The organism is Halofilum ochraceum (assembly GCF_001614315.2).
Taxonomy (GTDB): domain Bacteria; phylum Pseudomonadota; class Gammaproteobacteria; order XJ16; family Halofilaceae; genus Halofilum; species Halofilum ochraceum.
In genome coordinates this window covers 451,921-476,536 of sequence record NZ_LVEG02000004.1, presented here as the reverse complement: position 1 = coordinate 476,536, position 24,616 = coordinate 451,921, and the positions used below count along the sequence as shown (strand labels likewise).

Below are 24,616 nucleotides of genomic sequence, written 5' to 3'. Positions count from 1 at the left end.
GAACAAAAACGCCGGGAGGACCAGAACATGAGCAACGAGACACGACGGGGATACCTCTCGCTGGCGCAATTGAAGAGCGCCGTCGAGGCCGGGGAAGTGGACACGGTGACCATGGCGATGGTGGACATGCAGGGCCGTCTGCAGGGCAAACGCCTGACGGCGGAGCATTTCCTTAACGACATCGCCGACGTCCATGCCGAGGGCTGCAACTACCAGTTGGCCGTGGACGTCGAGATGACCCCGGTTCCGGGCTACCGTCACGCCTCGTGGTCAACGGGGTACGGCGATTTCTCGTTCGTGCCCGATCTGTCGACACTGCGCTGGATGCCCTGGCACGAGGGATCGGTATTCGTGATGAGCGATCTCGCCTGGGCCGACGACAGCCCGGTTACGGTCTCCCCGCGCCAGATCCTGCGGCAGCAGATCGACCGACTAGCCGAACGCGGCCTCGTCGCGCACGCCGGGACCGAGCTGGAGTTCATCGTCTTCCGCGACAGCTACGAGAGCGCGTGGGACAAGGGATACAACGACCTTACGCCCGCGACCCGCTACAACGTCGATTACGCGCTGCTGGACACGCCCCGGCTCGAACCCCTCCTGCGGCGGATCCGCAACGAGATGCGGACCGCCGGACTCGAGGTGCAGGACGCCAAGGGCGAGTGCAACTTCGGCCAGCACGAGATCAACATCCAGTACGACGAGGCTTTGGCCACGGCGGACGGGCATGCCCTGTACAAGAACGGCGCCAAGGAAATCGCCGCGCAGGAAGGCTATTCCCTGACGTTCATGGCGAAATACAATGAGCGCGAGGGCAATTCCTGCCATATCCATCTCAGCGTCCGCTCCAAAGACGGCAAGCCGATCATGGCCGATGGTCAGGCGCTGTCCCGGCAGGGCGAGCACTTCGTCGCGGGCATGCTCGAGAGCCTGCGGGAGATGACCCTGTTCCTGGCGCCGAACATCAACTCCTACAAGCGCTATGTCCCGGGAAGCTTCGCACCGACGGCCGTCAGCTGGGGCCGGGACAACCGCACCTGCGCGCTGCGCCTGGTCGGGCATGGGCCGTCATTGCGGATCGAGAATCGCGTGCCCGGCGGCGACGTCAATCCATACCTGGCGCTGGCCGCGATGATCGCCGGCGGCATCCACGGCCTGGACAACGAACTGGAGCTGGAACCGGCCTTCGACGGCAACGCCTACGAGGCCGACAAACCGCGGGTGCCGGACACCCTGCGCGACGCGCGCGACCTGTTCGCCGGCAGCCGGATCGCTCAGGAGGCCTTCGGCGCCGACGTCGTAGAGCACTACCTGAACATGGCGAACATCGAACTGCAGGCGTTCGACAGCGCCATCACGGACTGGGAACGCGTCCGCTGTTTCGAGCGGATGTGACCATGATGCACCGCCGCGTCAGGATCGACGCGGTGCAGATTCTTTTATTGGAACCACGAATGAACACGAATGAACACGAATGGCTGCCGCAGGGCTTTTATGGCTCCCGGGAGCTTCGCTGAAGTGCCTGCGCGAACGGAGGGTCCGTTTGAACCACAGATAGACACAGATGAACACAGATAAGGTCAAAGCCCGCGATGCAATGAGATCGTGCACTCCCGGCACGGGATCAAGTGCCTTTGACTTTTATCTGTGTCCATCTGTGTTCATCTGTGGTTCCCATCCCGACTTCAGGACCACCAGGCCCTCAGCGAAGCTCCCGTAACCTCACGGGGCCCTGCGGCAGCATTCGTGTCCATTCGTGTTCATTCGTGGTTATCTTCAAACGAGTGGATCGGAGAGACATGTCGAATCAATTGCAGATTGTTACGCCGGTAGACGGCTCGGTGTACGCCGAGCGGCCGTTGGCTTCCGCGGACGAGGCGCGGGCCACGGTCGAGCGGGCGGAGAAGGCGCAGCGGGCGTGGCGTGAGACGCCAATGGCCGAGCGGCAGCGGATCCTTTCCGATGCGGTCGACCGGATGGTCGCCGAGAAGGAATCGATCGCCGAGGAGCTGGCCTGGACGATGGGACGGCCGGTGTCCGCGGGTGCCGGCGAGGTCGGCGGTTTCGAGGAACGCGCGCGCTACATGATCGAGGCCGCGCCCGAGGCGCTGAAGGATATCGTGCCGGCCGAGAAGGACGGGTTCCGGCGTTATGTCCGGCGCGAGCCCGTCGGCGTCGTCATGACGATCGCGCCCTGGAATTACCCCTACATGACCGCGGTGAATTCCATCTGGCCGGCGCTGGCGGCGGGCAATGCCGTGGTCCTGAAGCACGCGGCGCAGACGGTGCTGGCCGCCGAGCGCATGGCGCGCGTACTCGCCGACGCCGGCCTGCCCGACGGGCTATTCCAGGCGTTGCACATGGATCATGCGACCGCGGCGGTCGTGATGCAGGCAACGCCCGTGCGGATGGTGTGTTTCACCGGCTCCGTCGGCGGAGGTCATGCCGTCCAGCGCACGCTGGCCGAGGCCGACGGATTCCCCGGTGCCGGGCTGGAACTCGGGGGCAAAGATCCCGCCTATGTCCGCGCGGATGCCGATCTCGCGCACGCGGCGGCCGGCATCGCCGATGGCGGGTTTTTCAACTCGGGGCAATCCTGCTGCGGCATCGAGCGCGTGTACGTGCACGCATCGGTCTACGATGAATTCGTCGAACGCCTGTGCACCGAGGTGCGCGGCCTGAAGCTCGGTAACCCATTGGAACCGGCTACGACCCTCGGTCCGCTGGTCAAGGCGGAGGCTGCGGATTTCGCCCGCGGACAGGTGAATGACGCCGTCGCGGCCGGCGCGCGCGCGCTGATCGATCCGGCCGAGTTCGCCGCGGACGGCGGCGCCTACATGGCCCCGCAGGTGGTCGTCGATGTGGACCACTCCATGCGCGTAATGACCGAGGAGACCTTCGGCCCGGTCGTCGGCGTGATGAAGGTCAACGACGACGATGAAGCCGTCGACCTGATGAACGACAGCGATTATGGCCTCACCGCGGCCATCTGGACGAGCGATGTCGATGCCGCCGACCGCCTCGGCCAGCGGATCGAGACCGGTACCGTCTACATGAACCGCTGCGACTATCTCGACCCGGCGCTCGCCTGGACCGGCGTCAAACACACGGGACGCGGCTGCACGCTGTCGGTGGTCGGTTACGAATCGCTGACGCGGCCCAAGAGCTTTCATCTGCGCCTGAACACCTGAGGAACCCGTCATGAATTCATTCGATCCCGCACAAGTAACCGCCAACTGGGGCTTCCCGACCGACATCAAGGTCGGCCCCGGTCGGCTGTCGGAACTTCCGGAAATCTGCCGTGAACTCGGCTTCGAGCGGCCGCTGCTCGTCACCGACCCCGGCGTGAAGGATCTGCCGATGATCGGCGAGACCATGGACGCCCTCAAAAACGCGGGCCTGCCGGCAGCGATGTTCGCCGACATCCGGGGCAACCCGAACGGGGCCAACGTCGATGCCGGCGTCGAGGTCTTCCGCTCGGGCAACCACGACAGCGTGATCGCCTTCGGCGGCGGCAGTGCGCTCGATGCGGCCAAGGCGATCGCACTGATGGTCGGCCAGGACCGGCCGATCTGGGACTTCGAGGACATTGGCGACAACTGGAAGCGCGCCAACGCCGACGGCATCGCCCCCTGTGTCGCGATCCCGACAACCGCCGGCACCGGTTCCGAGGTCGGCCGCGCGTCGGTCATCACCAATGACGAAACCCACCGCAAGATGATCATCTTCCACCCGCGCATGCTGCCCGCGGCGGTGATCCTCGACCCGGAGACGACGGTCGGCCTGCCGCCGCAGATCACGGCCGCGACCGGGATGGATGCCCTGAGTCACTGCTTCGAGGCCTGGTGCGCACCGGGCTTCCATCCGATGGCGGATGGCATCGCGCTCGAAGGCCTGCGCCTGATCGGCACCGCCCTGCCCCGCGCCTATGACGATGGCAAGGATATCGAGGCGCGCACGCACATGCTGGCCGCCGCCAGCATGGGATCGACGGCATTCCAGAAGGGGCTGGGCGCGGTCCACGCGATCTCGCACCCGGTCGGCGCGATCTACCACACCCATCATGGGCTGACGAATGCGGTCATGCTGCCGTACGTGATGCGCTTCAACCACGCGGCGATCGCCGATCGCATGGGGCCTGTCGCGCAGGCACTCGGGCTGCTCGATACCTCGTTTGATGCCGTCTTCAACTGGGTGCTGCAGTTCCGCGAACGCCTCGGGGTGCCGCATACGCTGGCGGACCTGGGGGTGGACGACAATCGCGCCGACGAAATCGGCCGGCTCGGCGAGATCGACCCGCCGGCGGCGAAAAATCCGGTACCCGTGAAGGCCGCGGACCTGGAGGGCATCTTCGTCAATGCCGTGAACGGCCGGCTCTGACCCGAAGAATGCCGCCGCACGGCGCCGTGTAGCCCGGATGGAGCGAAGCGGAATCCGGGTTGTTGGTCCGGGCGCTCCCCGGATTCCGCTTTCGCTCCATCCGGGCTACGACTTGAAGACTCCACACGCCGGGCTTGCGTGGTCGGGTCAACCGGCGGCGAAGGCCCCCGCATGGGCCGCAGTCGTCACGCCCATCGTCCCGCTGATCACCAGCCGCACGGCCAACAAGGTCAGGACGACCGCCAGGACCCGATGGAAACGCGCGTCGCCCATCCGGCCGAGCGCGAGGCGGCCGAGCCAGGTGCCGACGAAGGCCGCCACGAACATCGCGGCGATGAACGGCAACCATGGGGCGAATGCGAAGCCCATGACCCCGAATGCAGCGATCTTGAGGGCATGCTGCAACAGCATGCAGGCCGAGAACGTCGCCATGTGGGCATGCCGCTCCAGCCGGAGGGCGCCGAGCAGCGCGGCCACGAACGGGCCGGTGGCGCCGACGAACAGCGTCAGCGCCCCGGTCACCGCGCCGCCCGCGCCGAGCACGGACAGGGAACGGCTGCGCAGCCGCGGGCGCGGACCCCAGGCCGTCCAGAGGATGAAGATGCCGAGCGCAAGTTCGAGCCACGCCTCCGGCAGGCGCACGAACAGGCTGGCGCCGATAGCGGTGCCGATCAGCCCGCCGCCGGTGAAGGCCAGCAGCAATGGCCAGCGAATGTGCCGGATCAGCAAGCCTGTCCGCAACCCGTTGGATCCGGCCTGCAGGACGCCGTGCACCGGGATGACCGCGGCCACCGGCAGGAATACGGGCAGTACGCCCAACAGCAGCACGCCGCCGCCGGCCCCGAACGCCGTGGTCACGAACGCGCCCAGCACGCCCGCCAGCAGCAGGATCGCCGCCCCCCAGACGGGGATGCCCGGCAACAGCGCCATGAGCCCCGGTTCAGTCATCGGGGCAGTGCGGAGTCGATGCCGCTATCGCGGCGGGAATCTGGCGGGGAAATCATGCCCCGCGCACACTGGCGCGGGGCATGGTCATACGGACTGCATCCGTTCAGAGATTGCCCATGCGGGCATTTTCACTCGGATCGGTAAGAAACTTCGAGATGTCCTCGCCCAGCGTGCGCACGTCGCGGCCAAGGATGTCGCAGGTCCCCTTGAACACCGCGAAGGCACCGCCACCGGAGATGCGCCGTGCACGCAGGCTGCCCAGCGATGCACCGTTTTCGGTCAGATCGGCCTCGATGGTAACGGCCTTGCCGCCCGAGAAGGCACCGCCGCCCGGCGCGTAGATATCGGTGATCCGCACGTCCAGGACCTTGCCGGAGGTTCCATTGACCGGCCCGTTACTCGGCACGATCTCGATGTTGCGTGCGGCACTGAATTCGGTGATGAACTGTTGCAGCTTGTCCTGCAGACGACACTCGTCGAGTACCGCGTCCCGGACCTCGGCACTATCCGCGAATTCAATGGGCGTCTTGAGCGTGACCTGCTGGCTCGGGTAATCCGCGGTCGACATTTCCGCCTCGGCTTCCGGCTCGGCACCGCGGTTCTTGGCACAGGCCCCGAGGACGAGCGCGAGCGACAGTAGACCGAACAGTGAAAGTTTCCTCAGCATCGAAATCACTCCTTGTTGTTGATCGGCTCCGGGTGGCCCACGGGTACAATCCCCAGCGGCCGCCTCCCCGCTTGCCGAGAGTAGGGGCACCCGCCCGGGAGTGCAAGAAAACGCGCACGTTTTGGACCCGGACCACCATTAACGGAGACAATGCCGCCTACGTCGGCTGGACTGGAGTACCCGACCCATGGACGCGCCCGCGTTGCTGCACAATCCTGTCGTACTGATCGTCGCCGCGCTGGCGGCGCTGTTGCTGATCTGGCTACTGTTCCGCGCAGCGCGCCGGCGGAACGCACCACTGCCGTATGTCCGCCGCCAGGCCCTGCTGGCGGCCCCGGAGCGGGCCCTGTTGTCCGGACTTCGGCAGGCCGCTGGGGAGCAGGCGATCGTGCTGTTCAAGGTCCCGCTGCGCAACGCGCTCGCACCGCGACGGACACTGCGGCGTCGGCAGCAGCGCAAGGCGCTTGCCCGGCTGGGCGATCGCCGCTTCGATTTCCTGTTGTGCGCGCCGGACGACACCAGACCCCTGGTGGCGATCATGATCGAGGGGGAGACGGGCAAGCGCCACCGGAAATCGCGCCAATTCTTCGACGATGTCTGCGCCGCGGCGGGTCTCGGTCTGCTGCGGCTTGATCCGGAACAACGTCACTCCGTGGAGGCGTTGCACGACGCACTCCGGAGCTGGCTTGAGCCAGCGCCCAGCGATCCCAGGGCCGACCCCCTGCTCGAGGGCCGCCAGGAACCGATCCTGGACCTGCCGGAAGACGACTGATCCTGGTCCGCCGGAAGCCCACGGTCTGTCGCTCAGAATCCGATAATCACCGGCTCGACGAGACGCTCGAAATCGCTCCACGGCACATACATGACTTCCGTGTGCGTGCCGGCATTGAAAGCGATCTCATCACTGGCCGAGAGATGTCGCGATACGAACGTCTCCATACCAAACAGATTGCCGAATGGCGGCATCGCGCCGACCTCGCAGTCGGGGAACGCGCGGCGGAACTCCGCCTCACTTGCCAGCGACACATTCCCGGCCCCCAGTGATCGCGCCAGGCCCTCAAGGTCGACCTGGTCCGTCGCCGGCAGCACGGCCAGCGCCAACCGATCATCGACGCTGATCGTGACCACCTTCGCGAAATGACGGCCCGGTACATGGGCCTCGGCCGCGATTTCCTGGGCGGTGTATGCGGCGGGATGCTTTGCCAGCCGATAATGCACGTCGTTCTCGTCGAGAAAACGCCTGATCCGTTGCACGGTCATCACTGCTCTCCGGGTGGGCCATGGCCCCTTCATCCGGAGCATAGTCCGGGATCCGGCATCACGGAATCGTCACGCCGCAAATCGACAGGGCGGACCACATCACCCGATCAGGCCGCATGCCCCTCAGCGAGATAACCACCAGGATGCATCTGCTGCCAGCGCCAGGCATCCGCGCAGATCCGGTCGATACCGTACTCCGCCGTCCAGCCCATCAACTCACGCGCGAGGGCCGGGTCGGCGTAACAGGAGGCGACGTCCCCCGGGCGCCGCGGACCGATCACATACGGTACTGCGCAGCCACTGGCGCGCTCGAAGGCCCGGATGATCTCCAGCACGGAATACCCGCGGCCGGTTCCGAGGTTCATGGTCAGGACACCCCCACCGGCATAGTCGCCATCGGGATGCAACAGCGTATCCAGCGCGGCGATATGGCCGCGCGCGAGATCGACGACATGGATGTAGTCCCGTACGCCGGTACCGTCCGCCGTCGCGTAATCGTCGCCGTGCACCTGGACCCGGTCGAGTTGCCCCGCCGCCACCTGGCTGACGAACGGCAAAAGATTGTTCGGAATATCGTGCGGCGATTCCCCAAGCAGGCCGCTGGGATGGGCCCCGCCCGGGTTGAAATAGCGCAACAACGCCACGCGCAGCGCGGGCACCGCCTGCTGGAGATCACGCAGCATTTCCTCATTCACGAGCTTCGTGCGCCCGTACGGATTGGTTACCGACACCGGGGCATCCTCAGCCACCGGCACCCGTTCGGGAACGCCGTAGACGGTAGCCGATGAACTGAATACGAAGGTCCTGACACCCGCATCCACCATGATCTGGCAGAGCGTGATCAGACCACCGATGTTGTTGTCGAAATACCGCAGCGGCAGCGTCACGGACTCGCCGACCGCCTTGAGCGCGGCGAAGTGAAATACCGCGTCCACCACCTCAGTAGCGAAGATATCCGCCAGCGCATCGCGATCGCGTATATCGGCCGGGTAGAACGTCAGGGTGCGCCCGGCGATCACCTCGACCGCGCGCAGCGCGGCCAGTGAGCCATTGCAGAGATTATCGACCACCACGACCTCATGCCCTGCCTGAAGCAGTTCAACACAGGTGTGGCTCCCAATGTACCCAGCGCCACCGGTCACGAGAATGCGCATACTCCCCCTGCCCGCACCGCGGGTATATGATGCCGGCTACTCGTTTCGAGTATCCGTGCAGGCTATCTTCATAGACCGTCAGGGACTCCCCCGCAAGGTGGCCCCGGATAAACGTTCCCCATCCCGACAAAAGCCCGCGCCCCGACTATACTCAGCCACGCGTCATCGCGCCCACCCCGTGCCGGAGAACCGTGGGTGCGGGACCATACTTTGAGATCGACCGGCATTTATCTGGGATATACATCCATGATCTGGCTTTTCTGGCTTTGTGCAGTGCTGTTCGCATGGGTGTATTTCGGTTACCCGGTAGTCCTGGCCCTGGGGTCGCGTGCACGCGCACCGGCCCATGGAGATCCAGACCACCGCCCGACCGTCACGGTAATCATCGCGGCCTGTAACGAGACACGCTGGATCCGGGATCGAATCCGTAACGTGCTGGACGCCGATTACCCGCATGACCGGCTCCAGCTGATCGTGGTCTCAGACGGTTCCGATGACGGCACGACGGAAATCGCCCGGAGTATCGCGGACGAACGGCTGCTCGTACTCGAGGTCCAGCCTCGCGCCGGCAAGGCGAACGCGCTCAACCGGGCAATGCAGCATACAACCGGTGAAATCGTCGTATTCTCCGACGCGAACGTCCTGTTCGACGCCGACGGTATCGCCCGCCTCGCGGCACATTTCGCGGACCCCGCATGCGGCGCGGTCACCGGACGTGTCGAGCTCCAGGCGCTGGAATCCGGTGAACCTCTCGGTGAAGGAATCTATATGAAGCTGGAACGGTTCCTGCAGGCGGGCGAGTCCCGGATCGCAACAGTCGTCGGGACGGACGGCGCGATGTTCGCGGCACGGCGCTCACTCGTGCCCCAGCTGCCGCACAATCTGATCCTCGACGATTTCTTTATCGCGATCTGCATCGCCGGGGCCGGCCATCGGGTCCGTTACGAACCGGCGGCACGAGCCGTCGAACTCGTGCCCGCATCCGTAGAACAGGAATTCCGCCGAAAGGTACGCATCGCCGCGGGCTGTTTCCAGGTCCTGCCCCACCTCGAATTCCTGCGCCACCCATGGCGACAACCGCTACTGTGGGGCCTGTTCGTTTCCCACAAACTGCTGCGCTGGCTTACACCGGCATTCATGCTGGGCATGCTGGTCACAAGCGCAATGCTCGCGGACGCCCCGTTCTGGCTTGCCATGTTTGCCGCGCAGGTGGTCTTCTACGGCCTCGCACTGGTCGGCTGGCGCGCCCCCGCGGTCCGGCGTTTCGCGGTGGTGTATGTGCCGTATTACTTCACTGCAGTGAACATCGCCTTCGCACTGGGGCTTCTGCGTTGGCTGCGGGGCGGGCAGAGTGCGACGTGGCAGCGTGTAGATCGAGGTGATGTACCCAGTCGCTGACGCCAGTACCCCGGGGGTTCAGGTGGCTGCCGGACGTCTGTGCTTGACGGCATCGAGGTAGCGGTCATGTGCCCGCCGGATGACGCCAAGCGGTGCCGGGGGATAATGCTGCCCAATCTTTTCCTGTTCGATGCCCGGCAGTACATGGCCGTCGATGATGGCATCGATCACCTCGGCAAACCCCTCGGAACCCGCCCGAGTGATGCGCGCCATCGCCTGACCGAAATCCTCCCCGGGAACGAGCTGCACGCGACGCTGCAGCAGGACCTCGCCGCCGTCGACCCGACTCGATACCCGATGGATCGTGTACCCGACGTGATCAAAATCCCCCGCCGCCAACGTCCAGATCGGACAATCCGAGCCTCGATAGAGCGGTGATATCCCGGGGTGGCGATTAAGGGCACCAAAGCGGGGAATCGTGTACAGCTCGCGCCGCAGTACCGGCGCACCGGCAACCAGGATGTAGTCAGGTTCCATTGACCGCAGAAACGCGAGAGCACGGCGGTCATGCAGATCATCCGTCTCATGCACGGGTACGGTCGCGTGCATGCGGGCGATGGTCTCTGCATCGATCTCGGGAAACGGGACGTGTTCCGGGGCCTGATAGCGAGAACGGAAAATGCGTGCCGCCAACAGGCCGACGACATAACCCAGCCCGTGATCCCGCCGCAGGCGACGCAACACCGTTACCTGATTGCGCAGGGGACGCCCATAGGCATTGAGAACGGCCACTTCCCGACCGCGCTCCAGGAGATGGCTGACCAGAAACCATGCCTCGGGCAGATTGCCCGTGGTGACCACGACGAAACGCCCGCTCGGCAGGCCTTCCGGGTGCACGTTCACGCCCTGTACGTTCATGCCCCGCTCTCGACACCAACGCTTGCACGCCGCTCCGCCTGCGGCACGCCTTCGGCCCGCGTGGCTTGCGACCACCACGCCACGATTGCCCTCACGATCCGCTCCCCCGCATGACCATCCCACAATTCCGGGAAGCACGGATCCGGCGCGCGATCAGAAAGCACGGCCTCGATCCCCGCAACGATCGCCTCGGTACGATTGCCGACGAGACGGTTCGTGCCCTGTTCGAGCGTAATCGGGCGTTCGGTATTGTCACGCAGTGTCAGACAGGGTACGCCGAGAATCGTGGTTTCCTCCTGTATACCTCCGCTATCGGTGAGCACGAGCCGTGCATGGGCGACAAGATTCATGAAATCCAGGTAGCCGGCCGGCTCAATCAGCCGGATGCCATTCTCCCGCGAAAACAAACCGTCCAGGCCGAATTCCGATATTCGCGCCCGCGCCCGCGGGTGGACCGGGAAAATCACCGGCATGGATTCACCGAGCTTCGCCAGGGCGGATCCGATCGCGTGCAGCGTTTCCGCGACGTCGACATTGCCGGGTCGGTGCAGTGTGACGACGGCATATGGGATCGGTTGTCCAGCGCCGTCGAGCAGTTCATGCAAGCCGAGGGTGGGACGGGACAGAGCCTTTTCCCGGTGATGCAGTAGTGAATCGATCATCACATTGCCGACCCGATGGATCGCGGCTGGATCGATACCTTCCCGGCGCAGGCACGCATCGGCGATCCGATCAGTAGTGAACAGAAGATCGACAATCGCGTCGGTCGCGCGGCGATTGATCTCTTCGGGCATGGACATGTCGCCGCTGCGGAGCCCCGCCTCGACATGGGCAACCGGGATTCCGAGTTTTCGGGCGTCCAGGGCGCAGGCGAGGGTCGAATTGACATCACCGACGACGATCACGAGATCAGGCTGATACGATTCCAGGACGGGCTCAAACGCCTCCATGATGCGGGCCGTCTGGCGGGCATGTGACCCGGACCCGACACCCAGATTCACGTCCGGGCGGGGCAGCCCGAGCTCTTCGAAGAACAGCTCGGAGAGCGCGCGATCGTAATGCTGCCCCGTGTGCACTAGCAGCTGCTCGAAGGCCACGGGTCCACCGCGCGCAACCTCGGCATCGACCGCAGCCATGATCGGCGCGACCTTCATGTAATTCGGCCGTGCTCCCACAACGTGCAAGAGCCTGCACGGGCGATCTTGCGCGGGATCACGACCACTTGATTCAGTGTTCACGCAGGTGTTCCTTTGTCGTCGTAACACGCAGTTTCGGCATCAGTTCCGCGTAGACGTCCCGCAATCGCGTGCAGCGCGCATCGACTGACAGCTCGGTAGCGGCATGCAGTCGGGCGCCCGTACCCAGGCGCCTGGCGAGCGTGTTGTCACTGAGGACACGCAGCATCGCCGCCGCCAGTGCCGCGGGATCTTCCGGAGGTACCAACACCCCGGCAACGCCGTCGGGCACGACTTCGGGCGTACCGCCAACCGCCGTGGCCACCAGCGGCCGCCCGAGCGCCATCGCTTCCAGGGCCACATTGGCGATCCCTTCAGAGCGGGACGGCAAAACCACCAGATCCGCGGCCATGAGGTAATCGCCCGGCATCGTCGTGTGGCCGACGAGATGTACACGATGTTGCAGATGCAATCGGCGCACGCGCTCTGCAAGCCGAGTACGTTCGGGTCCATCGCCAATCAACGCGACATGCAAACACTGACCAGGCGGATCCGTATTGAGTGCGAGCGCATCGATCAGTACATCGAGGCCCTTCTCCGGACTGAGCCGCCCGACTGCAACGACCAGACGATCATCCGTTCTGAGCCCGAGCATCTGCCGGACGTCCACACTCCCCGGTAAAGACATCTTCGTAGGGCTCGCCACGTCGACAGCATTATGGATAACTCGCGTCCGCCGACGCACCAGACGCGCAAGCACTCCCCGTCGTTGCGCCTCAGCGACCAGCACGATCCGGTGGGCCACCACCCGGACGATCTGTTCGGTCAAGTGGTAGCACCGCACGCGCCAGTTCTCGGCTGTTACCCCGTGACAGAAACAGACCCACGGCAGTCCGCGGCGCAGACGCAGCCATGCACACATCGCGGCCGGCTTGAAGCCGTGAGACTGAACCAGGTCGATTCCCTCGCGACGCACGATCGCATCCAGCGCCCGCGCAAGGCCGATATACCCGCGCCCCCGCTGGTTGACGAACTCCATGCGGATCCCCGCGGCGGCGGCGGCTTCAGAAAACGCACGCACGTTCGGATCCGTCTCGCCCTTGCAGAAATTCACGAGATAGAACTCGATATCCCTGCCTTGCATATGGCGAATGAACTGCACGCAACCTTTGACCGGCCCTGCCTCGATCGTTGCGGCCGCCACGAGGACCAGAACCCGCAACGGGCGCCGCGGCCCCGTGGTTTCGGCATCAGCCGATGGTCTCTCGGGTTTCGCCTCCGATCCGGGGAGTACCAGCGATGGATAAGGCCGTGAATCCTCTGACACGTTTTTGACACTCATTTTCCCATCCCGCTCCGAGCCCAAACGCCCGCACTCCCGCCCAGGGATTGCCAACCGCCGTACAACAATCCCAACGCCAGACCTCGACGACCATTCCGCAGCACATCCAAAACCGTCAGTGCGGTCCGTGGATCGTCCTTCCATCGGACGTACTGGTATCCAGAAAAGAATAGTCGATACTCGGAAACTCCGCCGACGTTTTCGGGCGGCCCCAGCCCGACTCATTCACCTTTTACTCACGCTCCAGTTCCACTATCAACGATCCATTTATACGCATGAAATGCTTCCGCATAACCGCTTGCGGCTCCACATTCCACACCGCGAACCCGCATCAATCCGTCAAACGTCTCTCTCGAAAACCACATATGGTCATGCTGGCTCGCAAAACTATCCATGAGCGTATCGACTTTTTCTGACCGTTGCTTTTCAGTAATCGGTACATAACAGTTGGGCCGTCCCAGATCACCATCATATTTCGGCACTTCGTATTCAAGCACCCAATGACTCCGGAACGTATTCCAGGTCAGTTCTGATACCGTTCGATGGTCTTGATGGCGATCTTCCCGATAGTGGGTAAAGATCAAATCCGGATCGATCGCGCGCTTGAGCGTCTCGAAACGCTCCTTGATCGCGGGACCGTCCCATGGAAAGAAACCATCACGAAACGATTCGATCGTGACCTGCGCCTCGGCGGCCCCTGCGAGGATACGGCCGGCCGCCGCTCGGGCCTCGGCCTCACGCCGCTCGTCCGCGCTGAAGACCACCCAGTGCACGACCACTTCGGGATCGGCCTCGAGCAGGGACAGTACGGTGGCACCGCAGCCGATCTCGATGTCATCACTGTGCGCACCGAGACAGAGGATAGTGCGTGGACCCGCGGTCAGACCCAGCATGGATTCGTCTCCGCTGTGCCAATCCGGTGGCCGGAGATCCATTGCGGTACACGCCGAGCGCCGCCGGACTGGAAGTCGGACTTACGTGGGCGCTTGGCGCGGGCGCCAGTGCTGCATCTCCGTGGCACTGCCTCAGCCTGCCGCATTGACGAGGTTCAGGCCGTTACCGCTGCGTACCGGTGCATGACGCCAGACCTCCCAGGGACGGGCGTCGCTGTCGTACAGAGCATCGAAATGTTTCTTGTCCTTGAAGGTATCCATCGCCTTCCAGAAGCCGTCGTACTCGAGGCACATCAGCTTGCCTTCATCGATCAGACGATGGAACGGTTCTTCAACCATCTCTTCGCCCTCACGGATGTAGTCGAAGATCTCGTTTCTCAGCACGAAAAATCCGCCATTTATGCGGATGTTCGTATGCAGATACTCGATATCGGTTACAAGACCGTTTCCGTCCGTGCGGACGCCAGAAAGGCTGTTCGGAGGCCGAACCGCAACGAAACAGGCAACGGCGTTTGATCGCCGAAAGCGCTCTACGTAATTATCAAGCGGCAGATCGCTGAGTCCGTCACTGTAATTGGCAAGGAATATTTCATCGTCGGCTACCCAGTCTTTCACGCGCAGAAGACGCTGGCCGATGTTGGTCGTGAGCCCGGTATCAACGAACGTCACGCGCCAGCGCTGGATATCCTCGCCGTGGAGCTGGATGCTTCGTCCGCCGTCACCGAGCGTGAAATCGTTCGACAACGCATCATCATAGTTCAGAAAAAACTCCTTGATTGTCCGGCCCTGATACCCAAGACAGAGAATGAACTGCTCATGCCCATAATGCGCGTAGTAACGCATCAGGTGCCAAAGCAGCGGTCGATCACCCACGGGCGCAAGCGGTTTCGGGATTGTCTCGGAAAATTCGCGCAGACGGGTTCCGAAACCGCCGCAGAACAATACGACTTTCATTTCGCTATTTCTCCCCCGGCTGTGGCGATGATCGCCGCGGCACCGGTCGGTTGTAACAGGGCGTCCTGTTCGGCCCGCAGGCGATCGCTGATCCGCCCCGCCGGCCGCTCCACATCGGCGTACCGAATCGCCATATCGCGCGGAATATCCCTTTTCAATACGCCATCCAGCGAACAGCCCATCGGCAGCAGATCGCCCTCGCGGGCCTTGCCATAGTCCTCCAGCAGCGCGTAGCAGCAGTAACCACCGATACCGTCAAGCAATTCGCCCGCACGCAGATCCCGCTTGGCCACCGCGATTGCATCGGCTCGCGGCGGGCCAAGCGGGGTCACCGCTGCGTCACCGAACAGGGCGGCCCGCGCGACCGTATTCGCCACCTCGAATTGCGGAAGATGGAAGGGTGTATAGAACACGTACAGAGGTCCGTCACCCATTTTCATGTACCGCAGATACTCGGCGCGAACGGGGTCATCGGTACAGCCAAGAACGAAGGCGCCGTTGCCGTGTTTCACGCCCAGCAGGAAGTCGACCATGCCCCCCGACGGGACACGGCCAGCGAACCAGGCCGGCGCCTCGTGCACGTCATCAAGCGCCGGCCCGAACATCCCGCGCTGCCCCACTCCGAATCCAGTGGCATTGGCCAGCACTGCCAGCTCCATCGACAGCTTGGTCCCATCGACAAAGGACGTGACCGCCTGCGGGTTCTGGTTGTGGCACCGCGCGAACTCGGCCTGAGTGGCGGGTGTTCGGTATCGATCATAAAGCCCCTTGAGATTGCCGGCGACGACCACCTGCAGACCGATCGAGCGCACCTGGCGGATGAGGTTCATGGCCACGCCGGGTTCGTCGCCGTCGGTATCGGTAAAAACAACGCCGGCGGCATCGGCATAGTGGCGAAGGATCGGCCCGAGGGTCGCGTCCAGCTCCGCGTTGACGAGAACAACGTGTTTGCCGTGACGAATCGATTCGAGTGCGACGCGCGCCCCATGGTCGATCGTTCCGGTCGACTCCAGCACGACGTCCACTTCGGGACATTCCCACAGCGCGGCGGGGTCGACCGTGACGGCGTACGCTTTCTCGGCAATCGCGCGCGTAAGCTGGCTTGCATCGCGAATCCGTCGCGGATGAGTCACCCCGGCCAGGGCGTAAGCGGCCTCGGCGTTGGCGACGTTGCGGTTGGCGATCGCGACCAGCCTCAGCCCGGGTACGGCGGTGACAATCTGATGGGCGATGCGCGAGCCACTGAAGCCGGCGCCGACGAGGCCGACGCGGACCGGGGTATGCCGGGCGGCGCAGTCGGCGAGAGCCCGATCGATGATCATCATCGGTTACGCGGCTCCACCGGCTGCAGCGACCTGGTGGCGCCAGCGCAGCGTGTCGTCCAGGTCACCGGCGGCGAGGCGCTGCTGCAACTGGGCGATGCGCTTATAGCGACTCCCCTCGTAATCGTCACGATCGAGACCGATGCGCCGGTATCCCTCGTACAGTTCGAGGATTCCGTCATGTGCCGTCCACTGGGGTACATATGCCGGGAAGGCTTGAGCGAAGCGCGCGAAACTGACTCGATAGTTACGCTGGTCGGGACCGGCACCCTCGGCGAAACCCAGTTCACATTCGGGCACGACGTCGCGAACCATCTCGGCCAGTTCCCGGATGCGGTAGTTCTCGCGATCCGCCCCGATGTTGAAGGCACGGTTGTGTATCGCCTCACGGGGCGCCTCGAGCACGGCGAGAACCGACCGTGAAATATCGGCGATATGCACCAGTGGTCGCCAGGGAGAACCGTCGCTCTTCATCAATACCTGGCCGGTTGTATAGGCCCAGGCGGTCAGATTGTTGATGACGACATCAAAGCGGATGCGCGGCGACAGGCCATAGGCGGTCGCGTTACGCATGAACACTGGACTGAAATTGTCCGTCGCCATCCCCGTGACTTCCTGCTCGACCAGCACCTTGGATTTCGCATACGCGGTAACCGGGTTGAACGCCGCGGTCTCGTCGAGTGGCGCGTCTCCACCGGAGGCGCCATACATGCTGCAGGAAGAGGCGAAGACGAACCGCCCGACACCGCAGTCACGCGCGAGTTCGGCAACGCGCACCGAGGCCCGGTAGTTGATATCCCATGTCCATTCCGGGTTCAGATCCCCCAGCATGTCATTCGACAGCGCTGCGAGATGAACGACCGCATCGATCCCCTCGAGATCGCCCGCCTCGATATCTCGGACGTCCTTGATGAGCTCGCGTGGTGGCAACGGCGACATCTCGCCGTAGGTGCTGGCGCGATAGAGATCGCTGTCGAGGCCGGTGACTTCGTGCCCCGCATTGACCAGTATGGGCACCATCACCGTTCCAATGAAACCTTTGTGTCCAGTAACAAGAACCCGCATACCGTTTCCCCCTGTTTCGGTTCGTTACCGTCAATGATCCGGTATATGATCGATCACGCGCGGCTCAGGGATCGGCACGACCCACTGGCCACCCCACTCCCGGATGAATGCCGTCTGGCGACGGACTTCCTCTTCGAGGTTCCACGGTAGTATCAGCACATAGTCGGGCCGCGCCTCGCGGATAGCCGAGGGATCCAGGATCGGGATCCGGGTACCCGGGGTATAACGCCCCTGTTTGTGCGGACTGCGGTCGACCGTAAAGTCGAGAAAATCAGTGCGGATGCCGCAGTAATTGAGCAGCGTGTTGCCCTTTCCCGGGGCGCCATAACCGACGATGCGTTTTCCATTCGATTTCGCGTCGATCAGGAACGAAAGCAGTCGCCGTTTGGTCTCGTGGACTTTTTCCCCGAAACCGGTGTAGGTCACCATATCCGTCAATCCGAATGCGCGCTCACGCTCGCGCAAGGCGTCGACGCGGTTGCCGACCGGGCGGCCGACATCTTCGCGATGGCGCGCGTAAATGCGCAACGAACCACCATGAGTCGGCAACTCCTCCACATCAAACAGCACCAATTCGTGCGCGGCGAATATGCGCTCGACTGTCGTAAGCGACAGATACGAAAAGTGCTCATGGTAGATCGTGTCGTACTGATTGTTCTTCATCAGCTGCAGCAGATGAGGAAACTCCATAGTGATCACGCCTTCCGGCGCAAGCAGTTCACGCATGCCGGCCACGAAATCATTGATATCCGGGACGTGCGCAAGGACGTTATTGCCGAGCAGCAGCTGCGGTCGGCCGTGATCGCGGGCGAAGGCCCGAGCAGTCTCGACGCCGAAGAATGCGACCGTGGTCGGCACGCGCTTATCCACGGCAACCCGGGCGACGTTCGCGGCCGGCTCGATGCCGTGCACCGGCACTCCGTCGTGCACGAAATGCTGCAGCAGGTAACCGTCGTTGCTCGCGATCTCCACCACGAGCGAACGCTGGCCAATGCCAAAGCGCTCCGTCATCGCATCGACATAGCGTCGGGCGTGCTCGATCCAGGAGTCCGAATACGAGGAGAAATAGGCGTAATCGGAGAAGATCTCATCCGGCGCCACGAATTCCTCTAGCTGGACCAGCCAGCAACCACCGCAGACGCGGGCGTGGAGCGGATAGAACGGCTCCATGCGATGCAGCGCCTGAGGCTCAATATGCGTCTGGCACAGAGGCGACAGGCCAAGATCGACAAAGGTGTGCTCGAGGCGTTCTCCACAAAAACGGCAATGCGCTACGTGCGCCGATACAGGCGGTTGTTTGACTGGTTCGAGGATTGCGGCCACTGCTTTTCTCCTGGCACGGACTGAAACCGCCCGTCACCGTTTGCGGTACTTTATATAGTCGGGAGCCTGCCCCTTTGCAACGCGGACATTCCGGGTTTCTCACCGCCGTCATACGCAGCCGCCGTGCCTGGAAGGTGCCCCCGAGCCACCTCGCCTCCGGGACACCAGCACCAGAGCCTCACGGACGGCTGGCGCTTGCTGCGCCCGCGGCCGGAACCGTGCCGCGTCGACAGGCCACGCAGCGGTTCGGCAGAATGGATCCACCGGCTCGGGAACGGGCCCTTTAAGACCCGGTCTTCGTTCAGACGCACTCGTCAGCGGGAAGAGCCACCTGCTTGCCGCCCCGGTGCATCCGGGGCACACTCGATACGACCGTCCAGCAATAAAGAACAACGGTGGGGGGCGGCTGGTAAGGAGATCGGGTTTTGGCCGCGCACCAACGCAAGTTCGCCGTCATTACCGGCGCCTCACAGGGAATCGGACGCGCATTCGCTCTCGCGCTTGGCCGCCGAGGCGGACACGTGCTCCTCGGGGCCCGGCACACAGAGGCGCTGGAGGCGGTAGCCGAGGAGGTTGCGCACGCGGGTGGCGAAGCCTTGACTCGCCACCTTGATCTGACCGACGCACAGTCGATCGGCGCCTTCACCGAGTTCATCGGTGACCGGTTGCCACGGCTCGACCTGCTGATCAACTGCGCCGGAGCATACGCCCGGGGCGGCATCGAAGAACTGACCGGGGAGCGTTTTGACGCCCTCTACCAGACCAACGTGCGCGGCCCGCTTGTCCTGACGCAGGCCTTGCTGCCGGCGCTGAAGGCCAGCCGCGGCGATATCGTATTCATGAACTCTTCGGCGATATTTGGCAGCGGCGCCGGCGTCGGTGGCTATGCCAGTACGCGGCACGCCTTGAAGGGTCTTACCGATGCGTTGCGGTCGGAGGTCAACGCCGACGGAGTCCGTGTACTGAGCGTCTATCCCGGCCGGACCAACACCCCGCTGCAGGAGGCCATCTTCGCCGCCGAGGGCCGGGACTACGACCCGGCGCGGCTCCTTCAACCCGAGGATGTGGTCAGCACCGTCCTGCATTGCATAGATTTGCCCGAGACGGCCGAAGTTACGGAACTGCAGATCCGCCCCCGCCTCAACCACCGCCGCTGAGCATCGGCACCGCGAGGAGCGGTCTGCGCCCCGCCTCCAGCGAGGTCTCCAGTCGCGCTGGGCCGTACTGCGACGCCCTTTGCACTTTCACTGCTTGCGCTCGGATGCCGGGGCATCCGCCGGTGCCAGCAAACCGGCCTCGGCGAGGGTCTCGGCAGCCTCTGCCAGCAATTCCATGGACAGACCGGAGCGGCGGGCGACATCCGATACCGGGCGCGAGCCGTCCGCCTGGTTCAGCATCCAGAGCATGGCGAGACGGAACTCGTCCGGTCCCCCGCTGCCCCCGAGTGCCCCGTAAAGCCCGCGTTTTCCAAGCTGCGGCTCGCCACAGGGGCTCAGGTTCACCCAGTACCGATCGGCCTCCAGATACTCGACGAAGCGCTGGCATGCCCGGAGCGCCCCCTGCAGCTGGGTCTCCGAAACAAAGTCGAGGTGGTCGGCCGAGGTGTGATATTCGGAATACTCGCCGAACGGCGTTCTCGAAAGGCGGCCGACCGCCAGGTCGAAGCCGGGGGCGCAATACTGGCGTTCATCATAGCCGAAAGGCGAGAACCCACGCTGCTCCCAGTCTTCCCCACCGTCGGCCAGGGCGAGCGCCGCCAACCGATCGATGCAACTGTCTTCCTGCTGGCTTCGCTTGTAGGTGAGTCCGCCGGGATCACCGAGCCCTGTCAGTACGAGGCCACCGAGAACCGAGTCCAGCCGATCCCGATTGAGCCAGAGCCAGCTCAATGAGCCGATGGTCCCCGGCACATACAGGGCCCGATAGCTGTAGCGTCGCGGGCGGCGGGACAGCCACTGGAACAGTCGCGTGAGCACAGCGATGCCCGAGAGGTTGTCGTTGCACATGGAGGGATGGCAAACGTGTGTCGAAAATACGATTTCCGTTTCACTCTCCCCCGGGAGCAGTACCTCGCCGAGCGTGAGCGCGCCGGCCTTGAGGTCGGCGTCGATACAGACCCGGTAGTCGCCATCCGGTATGCCCTGCCATTGATTATGCGTCAGGCAGAAGCCCCAGCGCTTCTGATAATAGGACGTGCGGTAGGGAATCCGGTCGGGGTGCTGCGGAAGAGTGTGCACGTGCGCCGCGAGCGCGCGCCGGCTCATGACGGTGTCGATCGGCGTGCTGTAATTGAGCACATGGAGATTGTGTTCGTGGAAATCGATCAGCCGGCGGCCCGATCCATCGGCGATGTACGCATCGCGGATATTCCATTCCGGAGGTATGGTCCAGTCGAACACGTCGGTCCCGCTGGGGATCTCGTGACGCTCCAGTTCGATTTCCCCGCCGAGGATGTCCAGCGTCGCGCGGACGCCATCGCCGGTGATACTGCGGCATATCGGATAGAGCCGGGTGATCAGCGGCATCATCCCGGACTGTGGTGCTCCGGCCGTCTCCTCGATTTCCGGACCGGTCATGGATCGATCTCATAGCCCTCGAACGAGTCTTTCAGAAAGGGCCAGGCCTCGTCCTTCCCGGAGACCTCGGCGACCGGCATGGGCCAGATTATGCCGATCCTCGGATCGTCATAACGCAAGCCACGCTCGGCATCGGGCTGGTAGGGATGGGAATGGTGGTAAATCAGCTCCGTCTGGTCCTGAAGCGTCTGAAAACCGTGGGCTACTCCCCTGGGGATCAGTACCGCATCACCGAGCCCCTCCACGAGTTCTACCAAAGCATGCTGCAGGAATGTGGGGGAACCGCGACGGCAATCCACCAGCACATCCAGCACCGCTCCCCGGACGCACTTGACCAGCTTCACCTCGGCCGCGGCACCGATCTGCAGGTGAAGGCCGCGGACCGAGCCGCGATGCTCGGTGTGCGAATGATTGAAATGGACGAAACCAGGCACGGGCAAGACCTCGGCCAACGCCTCGGTATCAAGGTAGCGAACAAACCACCCCCTGGCATCCCGCGCCGGTCGTGGACGCAGGCGGTAAGCCCCCGCGATGCCCAATGACTCAAGCTCGGGCATCGGCACGACCGGTATGGGCTTTGGCGGCCGGCGAATCGAAGACCTGCTCCCCGTTGCCGATACCGGGGAAGTCCTCGTGCAATTGCCGTGCGCGGAGCCATCGGACGATGAGTGACGCCTCCCGTGTCAGCCATGGGAAATCGTCGGGACCATCGAAGTTATCCACGAGCTGATCGAAGCCGATCACCATGACAACGTCCATACATCGGGCTTTTTATCGTGCACGAAACCGAACGAACGGATCAACAATACCGTACCGCTCCACGGATACCGCGGCCAGCAGTGAAACGGCCACCACCACTTCCGGGGCCCGCATTGACAAGACCGACGGTTACTACAATTGACAGACAAGTTCGATGCAATGCGGCCCCGGGGAGGGCATCGCATCAAGTGACTCGAAGTTCAGCTGGAAGTACCCTGCCTCGGACGCACAAGCCCGACGAGATCGGTTGCAAGCTTACCCCGACCCCAGTACATGAGATGGAACACGTGGGAGATCACGCGCGCCCGTTCGAGGGGGGCAAGACGATACTGCAATGCCCGGTACAGATACCCCGCATACAGGCGCCAGTGGGGGATGACGAAGTCGCTGGAGGTATTACCCCAGAAAGTCGCCTGACGGGTGCTGTCCGTCCGATCCCAACTACTCGCCTCCGCGTGCATGCGGCGATAGAACAGCGTCGGTTCCAGCGCGATAAATCGTCCCAGGAGCGTCAACTCCGCCATCATACGGATATCCGCGGCAGGCATGCGCCCATTGCCCATCAGTGAAGTCCGCGCGAGTGCATCACGCCGCATCAGCCCGAAAATCACGTTGGCCAGACCCACGCGCTCAAAAAACTGGCGAAACCGAACCGAGGGGCGTGGATCGTCGAGGTGAAGATTGTCGTTGTAGTCGGCGGTAACCGCCCCGTCAGCATCGATGATCCGCGTATGCCCATATGCAAGCACCGCTTCGGGATTGCTCTTGAGTGCCTGCAGACAAAGCGCGTGGAGTTCCGGTTCGATCAGATCGTCGGCATTCATCCAGCGGAAATACGGTGCTCGCGCGAGCGCAAAGGCGTGATTGTAGTTGCCGGCGGCGCCAAGGTTCCGCTCATTACACGAGTATCGGATCCGCCGATCACTGGATGCGAGATCGCGGACAATCTCGGAGGTGCGATCGGTCGACGCATTGTCACAGACGATCAGCTCGAAATCGTCAAATGTCTGATCCAGAACGGATCGCAGCGCGGATTCGACATATGGCTCGCCGTTATAGACCGGCATACCGACACTGATCGAAGGACGATCATCTCGACCCATCATGATGGATTCGCCTCCGGTTCACCCACGTGATGCCGACGCTGGTCGACGAGCCTAGCAATACGGACATACTGTTCATCGAGTTCTCTTCGCCGTCCCTCGACGGCATCGTCGATCAACCGATAGACGGCCGGCACCTGCCCGGCGAGCGCCCTCACCCCGGCAATGAGTCGATCGACCGTCATGTCGTCGAGGGCCAACAACGCCTCGGGAAGGCCAGTTGCCTCCATGACGTCGGCCGTCTTGCCCTGATAGCAGAGCGCAAATACGGGGCGGCCACAGGTCAATCCGAGTACGGTTCCATGAAAACGGGTCGGCACAAGCAGGTCGGCCGATCGCAGAATACCGAACAATTCATCCACGGATGCGGGCGCATACGTGGGCACGGCATCTCCCGCCCCGGTCTCACGCAATGCCGCAGAGATATCCTCAATCACGCGCTCGTCGCCCGGCTGCATCGCGTACAGGAACACGCTGTGGCCATCGCTGCGCAGACGTGCGACCGTTTCCGTCACGATCGCGACATAGCGTGAGTAACGCTCCGCATCCGCGTTCGGCCAGTAGCGGGGATCGTATACCGGCATCGGGTTGATACCGATCGTGCGCACCGTATCGCCCCGCATCCCGACGTCGGGGCGCAAGTTGAACGCCAGGTCCGGGTAGATGTACCCGCGCCACTTGCGGCGCTTCCCTTCCATCAGCTCTCTCGAAGCCGCATCGCGCCAGGAGACGTAGGCGGCCAGCCTGAGGGCGCTGCGCGACAGCAGTCGGCTCATACGCCCGGTCAACGGCCCCGCCCCGACACTGACGAATGCCACGGGGGTGCCGGCCAATCGGGACATCAGGGTCCACTTGAACAGGGTCCAGGGAAAACCGGATGCGCCACCGAAGTGGTCAAGGAACTGATTGGATCCGGTCACCATGACCAGATCAACGCGCCGCGCGAAGCGCCAGACACGAAGGAGGAATGCACACTCGCGGCTGATTCCCCGGAGCCTGCGCGCAATGCCACGAAGCGGGCGCACCGTGCGTGCGACCGCACCGTTCGGCCGTGGTCCCGATGCCCCCTGTGCGGCCCACTCCGTCGGCGGTACCGGCTCAGCCGATTGCATGGACGGGTCCTCGACCGCGTCGGATCGCGCGGCGAGCCGAACGGGGAATGCGGCCACGCCATGGCGCCGTGCGGAATCAGCGGGATCCATCGAGACGGCAATCGGGACAACGTCGGGCACGGCTTGCCGCAACCCCGCAAGTGTTGCTGCGATGATCGATTCGTCACCCAGATTGCGGTTGCCATAATGACCCAGCACCGCAATGACCGGTCCGCGCTCCCTGTTTTTTGCCACCACTGTCACCGTCTCCCGGCCGCGAGCCCGGTGTCGGTGCGATCGGAGTATCCCCATCGCCTCGCCGTTGGCATCGTGCCCACCGGTCGTCGCGGC

Annotated in this window: 23 protein-coding genes; 6 read left to right on the top strand and 17 right to left on the bottom strand. The window is 63.6% G+C overall.

The features are described from left to right. The first annotated feature begins 27 nt into the window (after positions 1–27). The 3 genes from A0W70_RS06235 to A0W70_RS06225 all read left to right on the top strand — a co-directional run bounded on the left by A0W70_RS06235 (position 28) and on the right by A0W70_RS06225 (position 4,377). Positions 28–1,392: a glutamine synthetase family protein gene (locus tag A0W70_RS06235; protein ID WP_067561484.1), complete on the top strand. Its 1,365-nt coding sequence runs from the start codon at positions 28–30 to the stop codon at positions 1,390–1,392. Positions 1,393–1,796: 404 nt separating this feature from the next. Beyond that, positions 1,797–3,188 (top strand): aldehyde dehydrogenase family protein, encoded by a 1,392-nt coding sequence (locus A0W70_RS06230; RefSeq protein WP_067561482.1) that lies wholly within the window; start codon positions 1,797–1,799, stop codon positions 3,186–3,188. A 10-nt stretch (positions 3,189–3,198) separates the two neighbouring features. Then, on the top strand, positions 3,199–4,377 hold the full coding sequence (locus A0W70_RS06225; RefSeq protein WP_067561480.1) for an iron-containing alcohol dehydrogenase: 1,179 nt from the start codon (positions 3,199–3,201) through the stop codon (positions 4,375–4,377). 147 nt (positions 4,378–4,524) lie between these two features. Here A0W70_RS06225 and A0W70_RS06220 read toward each other — a convergent pair whose 3' ends face one another. Beyond that, positions 4,525–5,325: a sulfite exporter TauE/SafE family protein gene (locus A0W70_RS06220; protein ID WP_083330808.1), complete on the bottom strand. Its 801-nt coding sequence runs from the start codon at positions 5,323–5,325 to the stop codon at positions 4,525–4,527. A gap of 103 nt (positions 5,326–5,428) precedes the next feature. Beyond that, positions 5,429–5,992, bottom strand: coding sequence for a hypothetical protein (locus A0W70_RS06215; protein ID WP_067561476.1), 564 nt, complete (start codon positions 5,990–5,992; stop codon positions 5,429–5,431). A 187-nt stretch (positions 5,993–6,179) separates the two neighbouring features. Between A0W70_RS06215 and A0W70_RS06210 the strand changes: the two genes are divergently transcribed. Next, the gene (locus A0W70_RS06210) at positions 6,180–6,764 is read left to right on the top strand and encodes a DUF2726 domain-containing protein (protein WP_067561475.1); all 585 of its coding nucleotides are present in this window, start codon (positions 6,180–6,182) and stop codon (positions 6,762–6,764) included. A gap of 32 nt (positions 6,765–6,796) precedes the next feature. On the opposite strand, the gene A0W70_RS06205 is transcribed toward A0W70_RS06210, so the two are convergent. After that, the gene (locus A0W70_RS06205) at positions 6,797–7,252 is read right to left on the bottom strand and encodes an aminoacyl-tRNA deacylase (RefSeq protein ID WP_067561474.1); all 456 of its coding nucleotides are present in this window, start codon (positions 7,250–7,252) and stop codon (positions 6,797–6,799) included. 107 nt (positions 7,253–7,359) lie between these two features. Next, a complete protein-coding gene (gene galE, locus A0W70_RS06200; protein ID WP_067561473.1) occupies positions 7,360–8,406 on the bottom strand; it encodes a UDP-glucose 4-epimerase GalE in 1,047 nt (348 codons plus the stop codon). A gap of 246 nt (positions 8,407–8,652) precedes the next feature. On the opposite strand from galE, the gene A0W70_RS06195 reads away from it, so the two are divergent. After that, positions 8,653–9,804 (top strand): glycosyltransferase family 2 protein, encoded by a 1,152-nt coding sequence (locus A0W70_RS06195; RefSeq protein ID WP_067561472.1) that lies wholly within the window; start codon positions 8,653–8,655, stop codon positions 9,802–9,804. 18 nt (positions 9,805–9,822) lie between these two features. On the opposite strand, the gene A0W70_RS06190 is transcribed toward A0W70_RS06195, so the two are convergent. The 8 genes from A0W70_RS06190 to A0W70_RS06155 form a co-directional block, all read right to left on the bottom strand. Then, positions 9,823–10,662 (bottom strand): formyl transferase, encoded by an 840-nt coding sequence (locus A0W70_RS06190; RefSeq protein WP_067561471.1) that lies wholly within the window; start codon positions 10,660–10,662, stop codon positions 9,823–9,825. Beyond that, entirely contained in the window at positions 10,659–11,900 is a 1,242-nt protein-coding gene (gene wecB / locus A0W70_RS06185) for a non-hydrolyzing UDP-N-acetylglucosamine 2-epimerase (protein WP_425402595.1), read from the bottom strand. The genes A0W70_RS06190 and wecB overlap by 4 nt, the downstream gene beginning before the upstream one ends. Continuing rightward, positions 11,890–13,179, bottom strand: a complete 1,290-nt coding sequence (locus A0W70_RS06180) for a glycosyltransferase family 4 protein (protein WP_175443071.1) — start codon at positions 13,177–13,179, stop codon at positions 11,890–11,892. Before A0W70_RS06180 ends, wecB begins: the two co-directional genes overlap by 11 nt. Before the next feature lie 236 nt (positions 13,180–13,415). Continuing rightward, positions 13,416–14,072 carry a PIG-L deacetylase family protein gene (locus A0W70_RS06175; protein ID WP_067561465.1) on the bottom strand — a complete coding sequence of 219 codons (657 nt, stop codon included), beginning with the start codon at positions 14,070–14,072 and terminating at the stop codon, positions 13,416–13,418. 132 nt (positions 14,073–14,204) lie between these two features. Further along, positions 14,205–15,026, bottom strand: a complete 822-nt coding sequence (locus A0W70_RS06170) for a sugar phosphate nucleotidyltransferase (protein WP_067561463.1) — start codon at positions 15,024–15,026, stop codon at positions 14,205–14,207. After that, complete coding sequence (locus A0W70_RS06165) at positions 15,023–16,351, bottom strand: NAD(P)H-dependent oxidoreductase (protein WP_067561461.1); 1,329 nt, start codon at positions 16,349–16,351, stop codon at positions 15,023–15,025. The genes A0W70_RS06170 and A0W70_RS06165 overlap by 4 nt, the downstream gene beginning before the upstream one ends. A gap of 3 nt (positions 16,352–16,354) precedes the next feature. Further along, positions 16,355–17,413 (bottom strand): NAD-dependent epimerase/dehydratase family protein, encoded by a 1,059-nt coding sequence (locus tag A0W70_RS06160; protein WP_075109834.1) that lies wholly within the window; start codon positions 17,411–17,413, stop codon positions 16,355–16,357. Between the two features lie 30 nt (positions 17,414–17,443). Continuing rightward, on the bottom strand, positions 17,444–18,736 hold the full coding sequence (locus A0W70_RS06155) for a class I SAM-dependent methyltransferase (protein ID WP_245675819.1): 1,293 nt from the start codon (positions 18,734–18,736) through the stop codon (positions 17,444–17,446). Positions 18,737–19,161: 425 nt separating this feature from the next. Between A0W70_RS06155 and A0W70_RS06150 the strand changes: the two genes are divergently transcribed. Further along, positions 19,162–19,893, top strand: coding sequence for an SDR family NAD(P)-dependent oxidoreductase (locus tag A0W70_RS06150; protein ID WP_067561459.1), 732 nt, complete (start codon positions 19,162–19,164; stop codon positions 19,891–19,893). A gap of 87 nt (positions 19,894–19,980) precedes the next feature. Here the strand turns inward: A0W70_RS06150 and A0W70_RS06145 are convergent, their stop codons facing one another. The 5 genes from A0W70_RS06145 to A0W70_RS06125 form a co-directional block, all read right to left on the bottom strand. Continuing rightward, positions 19,981–21,312: a DUF4910 domain-containing protein gene (locus A0W70_RS06145; RefSeq protein WP_067561458.1), complete on the bottom strand. Its 1,332-nt coding sequence runs from the start codon at positions 21,310–21,312 to the stop codon at positions 19,981–19,983. Further along, a complete protein-coding gene (locus tag A0W70_RS06140; protein WP_070988393.1) occupies positions 21,309–21,869 on the bottom strand; it encodes a dTDP-4-dehydrorhamnose 3,5-epimerase family protein in 561 nt (186 codons plus the stop codon). Before A0W70_RS06140 ends, A0W70_RS06145 begins: the two co-directional genes overlap by 4 nt. Next, positions 21,856–22,059, bottom strand: a complete 204-nt coding sequence (locus tag A0W70_RS06135; protein WP_139150747.1) for a hypothetical protein — start codon at positions 22,057–22,059, stop codon at positions 21,856–21,858. The genes A0W70_RS06140 and A0W70_RS06135 overlap by 14 nt, the downstream gene beginning before the upstream one ends. A gap of 212 nt (positions 22,060–22,271) precedes the next feature. Beyond that, positions 22,272–23,177, bottom strand: a complete 906-nt coding sequence (locus A0W70_RS06130; protein ID WP_083330806.1) for a glycosyltransferase family 2 protein — start codon at positions 23,175–23,177, stop codon at positions 22,272–22,274. Further along, positions 23,174–24,520: a polysaccharide pyruvyl transferase family protein gene (locus A0W70_RS06125; RefSeq protein ID WP_175443070.1), complete on the bottom strand. Its 1,347-nt coding sequence runs from the start codon at positions 24,518–24,520 to the stop codon at positions 23,174–23,176. Before A0W70_RS06125 ends, A0W70_RS06130 begins: the two co-directional genes overlap by 4 nt. Positions 24,521–24,616 lie beyond the last annotated feature (96 nt).